Origin of the sequence: Streptomyces sp. NPDC050743 (assembly GCF_044456925.1) — a bacterium.
Taxonomy (GTDB): Bacteria; Actinomycetota; Actinomycetes; order Streptomycetales; family Streptomycetaceae; genus Streptomyces.
In genome coordinates this window covers 1-5,536 of the sequence record NZ_JBITGJ010000230.1, presented here as the reverse complement: position 1 = coordinate 5,536, position 5,536 = coordinate 1, and the positions used below count along the sequence as shown (strand labels likewise).

At 63.2% G+C, this 5,536-nt stretch carries 4 protein-coding genes and 2 pseudogenes; 5 read left to right on the top strand and 1 reads right to left on the bottom strand.

Going from position 1 to position 5,536, the window contains the following annotated elements; genetic code table 11:
* Positions 1 to 742: 742 nt before the first annotated feature.
* The 5 genes and pseudogenes from ACIBJF_RS51860 (at position 743) to ACIBJF_RS51840 (ending at position 4,804) form a co-directional block, all read left to right on the top strand.
* Positions 743 to 1,603 (top strand): SDR family oxidoreductase, encoded by an 861-nt coding sequence (locus tag ACIBJF_RS51860; protein ID WP_399184871.1) that lies wholly within the window; start codon positions 743 to 745, stop codon positions 1,601 to 1,603.
* A 75-nt stretch (positions 1,604 to 1,678) separates the two neighbouring features.
* Positions 1,679 to 2,664: pseudogene (locus ACIBJF_RS51855) on the top strand (lyase family protein).
* Positions 2,664 to 2,849, top strand: coding sequence for a hypothetical protein (locus ACIBJF_RS51850; RefSeq protein WP_399184870.1), 186 nt, complete (start codon positions 2,664 to 2,666; stop codon positions 2,847 to 2,849). The pseudogene ACIBJF_RS51855 and the gene ACIBJF_RS51850 overlap by 1 nt, the downstream one beginning before the upstream one ends.
* A gap of 182 nt (positions 2,850 to 3,031) precedes the next feature.
* Positions 3,032 to 3,245 (top strand): annotated as a pseudogene (locus tag ACIBJF_RS51845) (sensor histidine kinase); the annotation flags it as partial.
* A 488-nt stretch (positions 3,246 to 3,733) separates the two neighbouring features.
* Positions 3,734 to 4,804 (top strand): helix-turn-helix domain-containing protein, encoded by a 1,071-nt coding sequence (locus tag ACIBJF_RS51840; protein ID WP_399184869.1) that lies wholly within the window; start codon positions 3,734 to 3,736, stop codon positions 4,802 to 4,804.
* A gap of 81 nt (positions 4,805 to 4,885) precedes the next feature.
* On the opposite strand, the gene ACIBJF_RS51835 is transcribed toward ACIBJF_RS51840, so the two are convergent.
* Entirely contained in the window at positions 4,886 to 5,395 is a 510-nt protein-coding gene (locus ACIBJF_RS51835) for a zinc-binding dehydrogenase (RefSeq protein WP_399184872.1), read from the bottom strand.
* Positions 5,396 to 5,536: the final 141 nt, after the last annotated feature.

Here is a 5,536-nt window from a genome sequence, read left to right as displayed (position 1 = left end):
GCAGACGTGACAATCCTTCAGCTCACACGCCCTGACGCAGCATCGGAAGAAAACTCACACCCCAGCCGAGCCGCCTAAACGATCGACGTTGGGCCCACAGCCGTGCGGGCAGCGGAGGGCGGTGGGGCGTTGTCCACGGGTCGGCCTGATCAGCAGGAACGAGCGGGCTCCGGGCCTCCCGGCACTTCAAAGATCCATCCTGCGTGACGGCCATCAACATTCACTTGTAGGTTTCCCGATCAGGAGTTCTGAAATTAGTCGGGGCAGACTGCCGCGGCAACTCTGACGCGCCCGGTGCGCTCCGTCAGATCATGGACCTCGGGCATCGGGCCGTGCAGAAACGGATTGTTCTGGCTACGGCTGCATAAGCGCATGTCGGCCGGGTTCGCCATAGCCGGGTGGACCAGCCCCGCGAGGGACCACGCCATCTTGGATGGCCCGGGTAAGTTTTTGAGACCAGTAGCGCTTAGATACAGAATTTTGGCACTTGAATTCAATTCTGCGCAGATTCAGTTTTTCTGAGTTGCTAGTAGTAGTTTGCGGGCTCAGACTGGTTCTTGAGCCGGAGACGCGCTCGCCGCGCACCTTCGGATCGAGGTCGCCACTGCGTATGACGGGCAGTTTCGAAGGTCGGTCGCAGTCACCCCGCACAGACTCAGCTCTTGCTTCGAGCCGCCGTGCATCGGCCCATGTGAGTCCTTCGATGACTGTGGGACAAGGAACTTGAAAGGAAACCCTTAACATGGCGCGTGCAGCACTGAAGAAGGTCCTTATCACAGGAGCGGGCACTGGCTTCGGGTTCGAAGCCGCCATGCGCCTCGCCGAGAAGGGCTTCGACGTGATCGCCGGGGTGGAGATCTACGCCCAGGTGCAGACGCTGAAATGGCAGGCGGCTGAGCGCGGGGTCAGGCTTCGGGTCGAGAAGCTCGACGTGACCAACGACGGAGACCGCCGCAAGGCCCTCGACTGGGGTGTGGAGATTCTGGTGAACAATGCCGGCGTCGGTGAGGGAGGCTCCACGGTCGACATTCCCGAGTCGAACATTCGGCACCAGTTCGAGGTCAACGTCACGGGGCCGCTCGTCCTCACCCAGGGAATCGCCAAGCAGATGATCAACCGCGGGGCCGGCCGCATCGTCTGGATGTCCTCGCGGGAAGGCTTGAACGTCAACCCGTTCACCGGCATCTACTCTGCCTCGAAGCACGCGATTGAGGCGATCGCCGAGACCATGGCCTACGAGCTGCAGGAATACAACATCGAAGTCGCCACAGTCAACCCGGGACCCTTCCTGACAGGCTTCAACGACCGCATGTTCCAGACCTGGGAAAGCTGGGAGGACGACCCGTCACAGAGGCTCTTCGACTATTCCAAGCTCGCCTTCCCCCGCCCGCAATTCGACCCTGAAGCGGTCTTCGCCACGCTGACGGCTGTCGCCGCCGGAGAAGTCGACAGCTACCGCAACCTGGAGCCCAAGTCGATGGTTGAGGAGACCAAGCGCCTCCAGGCGGTTCCGTGGGAGCGCAAGGTCACGGACGGCCTCGGGACCCGCCACCCGGCCATCCAACACTCCTACGAGATGCAGCCCGAGACTCCCGTGGGGTGATCGCCTCCCGGACGACTGCGAGTGGCATGGCCGCCTCGGACGCGCTGCGGGCAGAACCCGAGTGCGAAGGCGGCCATGTGCGGCAACGCCTACGGCTACGTGAAGAAGGCGGCAGCGTTGGTGAACGCTGCCGCCGGGCGGCTGCCCGAGTGGAAGAAGCAGGCCATCGTACGGACAGCTGAGGAGACGATCGCGGGGGAGCTCGACGACCACTTTCCGCTCTTCGTCTGGCAGACGGGGTCGGGCACCCAGAGCAACATGAACGTCACCGAGGTCATATCCAACCGTGCATCACAGCTGCTCGGCGGCACGCTCGGGACGCAGCAGCCGATCGCCCCGAACGACGACGCCAACATGGGGCAGTCCAGCACGACAGCTTCCCGACCGCGATGCACATCGCCTCCGTGCAACAGATCGACGAGCATCTCTTGCCTCAGGCCCGGGAACTCGCCGCATCCATCGAGGCAAAGGCCACGCAATGGGCCGAGGTCGTCAAGATCGGCCGCACGCACCTCGAGGACGCCGTACCGCTCACCGTCGGACAGGAGTGGTCCGGCTATGCAGCGCAACTGCACGCCTGCATCCAGGAAATCGAGCACAGCCGCCGCTGCCTGCTCGACCTCGCCCTGGGTGGCACCGCCGTCGGCACGGGGCTGAACGCGCCAAAGGGCTTCAGCCGGGACGTCGCGAACAAGATCGCCGAATTGACCGGCAAGCCCTTCGCCACGGCCGAGAACAAGTCCATGGCACAGGGGTCCCTGGACCCGATGGTGCGGGCGCACGGGGGACTGCGCGGACTGGCCGTGGCCTTGATGAAGATCGCCAACGACATGCGGTGGCTGGCCTCGGGCCCACGCAGCGGATTCGCCGAGCTACTGCTTCCACAGAACGAACCCGGCTCCTCGATCATGCCCGGCAAAGTCAATCCGACCCGGTGCGAAGCCATCGTCATGATCGCAATTCAGGTGCTCGGCAACGACTCAGCAGTTGCCTTCGCCGGCAGTCAGGGAAACTTCGAGCTGAACGCTATGCGCCCGGTCATTACGTTGACGAGAGCCTGATGCTGGTCACGGCGCTGAGCCCCGTCATCGGGTATCAGAACGCTGCATACATCGCCGAATCCGCGCTGACCAATGGTCAGACGCTCAAAGAGGCGGCCCTGGCCAGCGGGCACGTCCACGAGAAGACATTCGACTCCGTTGTCGATCCGCTCTCCATGGTCGGCCACGGCTTTTCCGGCGCCTGACGCAGAGGCTCTGGACGGCTTCGAGGACTACCCCGAGGCTGGAGAGGGGATCGCACCGAGCCTCCTCTGTACATCACACTCAGCGTGGCCGTCATCCTGCGGGTCCGTGAGGAGGGCGGCGACGCCGGTCGGCGTCATGACGCCCGCACGCCGGCCCCCGGAGGAAGCCGTACGGTCACCGAGTCGTCGACACCGGTTCAGGGATCGCCGCAGAGGATCTGCCCGGGGTCTTCGACCGCTTCTGGCGGCCGGAGAAGTCACGCAGTCGACAGCACGGCGGAAGTGGACTCGGCCTGTCGATCGTCCGCAAGCCGTGCCGAGGCTCACGGCGGAGAGGTTACGGCGTCGAGCGCCCCGGGAAGCGGCTCGGTCTTCACCTTCAGTCTCCCGGGCTGACCGTCGACGGCGCGGGACCGATCCCACGGTCCTCGAACTCGGCTGCCGCCTGATTACCCACCGTCAATGCACCTTTTTTCTGTGCCGTGTCAGGGTGCGTATGTATGGGGGTGTGAGATGGACAGCCAGCCACCAGACCCGTACCGGCTACCATGGATGCATGTGCATCGATAGAACATGCACGCCAGGAATGGCATCCAGGCGCCACCCACGCACGAAAGCGGCGTCACACTGCTGGGCATAGGAACTTTTTACCTCCTTTTCACTCTCAGGGAAAGCGTAGGGGTGCCCGCAAAAGGTACGGTGCAGACCCGCGACAGATAGGGAATGCAGTGCATCTGACTCGCGTGGTTGTCAGTCCTGTCCGACCCGTCGGCGCTGGCACATTCCGGAAGGCGCGCAATTAAAGCCCATGTATCGCTGACCACGACTGGGTTCAGGTGTGCGATCGAATTTCTGCAGGCGAGCAGGGAAAGAGAAGCGCTGCGGTGCGTAGTGAAGTTCTCAAAAATCCGGCCAACCCATCAAGTGATTTCGGTCATGCGACGAACTTTGCAAGCACCGTGAATCTGACCGCTCGGCAAATTCATGAATCTGTGCATCCTTTCGCGGAATGGGAGGGCGGTCCGTTCGCGCACCTGAACGGTCTGGAAATCCCCCAGCCCGACTCTGTTCGTGGATTCAATTTCTCGGCGAACGGGCACCTGTTCGACGATCTGCTGTCGGCTGAGGTGTACTGTGATTCTTTGACAGGAATCTCCGGACGCGGCGAGGGGCAGTACCCGATCGTCGCCGACCTGGTCACCGCAGGCTCCCTCAGATTCACAGGAAGAACAGGGGAGAGCGTCGTAGAGCCGGGTCAGATCTGCATTCGCGACACGAACATGCCGTGGAAGTTCTCATGTGCAGCAGGTACACGCATCCGCGTGGTCACCATTCCACGACCGCTGCTCGTTTCTCGGATCGGGTCGGCAAGAGTTTTCAATCACGCCTATGTGGCGGACGCGATGACTCCTGAAGTTCGATTCCTGACGAACTTCCTGGAGGTGGTCGAGCGCAGCAGTGCCGACCTGGATCGCTCGCCCTCGGCGCGAAACCTTGCACTGAGTGCCTGCACGACCTTGTTCTCTGAAATCCTCTCCCAACACCCGGAAGCGACGCTTTCCGATCATCCGCAAACCGCTCTGCAGGTAGCAAGGAATGTCATCGAAAAGAATCTGGAAAGGGGTGACCTGTCTCCGGCCGTGATCGCCCACATGACAGGCGTCTCGCTGCGGACGCTGCAGCGGTCGTTCGCGGAATCAAATGATTCCATCATGGCATTCGTTCGCCGCAGTCGCCTGCAGAGGGCTCACGACGATCTCATCAAGCTGGGCAGCGCGGCCAGGGTCTCTGAAATCGCCGCCCGGTGGCATTTTTCTGACGCCAGTCACTTCATCAGGAACTTTAAATCAACCTATGGAGTCAGTCCAGCCGCGTATCTGCGGGCGTATGGGACTCCTGACGGTGGAGCGCAGGTCTCGATGCATCATGAAGGCGGCGCCCCTGTCAGAGTGTGAGATCGGGAACGCTGTCCTGTCGGCCCCGGCACGCGTGGTGTCGGGCAGACCCGGCGTCTGCCGGGTCTGCCCGCCGAGGTGTCATCCGAAGACGATGACCTGGCGTCCGATGACATCGCCACGGCCCAGGGCGTCCAGGTTCTCGTTGATGTCCTCCAGCCTGACCTTGGTCACGTTGTGTTTGACGAGGCCGGCCTCGGCGAGCGAGAGCACCTCGACGAGGTCCAGGTGGTTGCCCCAGAAGGAACCGATGTAGGACAACTCGGTGCCCACGAAGGGGAACTGCCGGTGCTCGACGCGCTGGCTCATCAGGCCGACGGCCGCCAGCGCACCCTCGGGGCCCAGTAGGTCGAAGCCCATGGAGATGGACGGCTCGCTGCCGACGCAGTCCAGGATGGCGTGGATCGTCCTGCGGCCGGTCAGCCTCTCCAGTTCGTCCTGGATGGCCTCCGTGGCCTTGTCCCTGACGTTGATCCCGTGGTCCGCGCCGTTCTCCTTCGCCACGTCCAGCTTGCTGTCCGTCCGCGCGAGCGCCACCACGGTCGCGCCGCCGCCGAGCAGCTTCGCGTACTGGACCGCGTAGCTGCCCAGCCCGCCGATGCCCGTGACCGCGACGGTACGGCCGGGGCCGAGCTTGCCGGGTCTTCAAAGTTGAGCGGTGCGGAGGTATCCGCGGGCTCGGCGGGTGGTGACGCAGCGTGTGCGTAGCCGCTGGTTCGTAGCGTTGCGGAA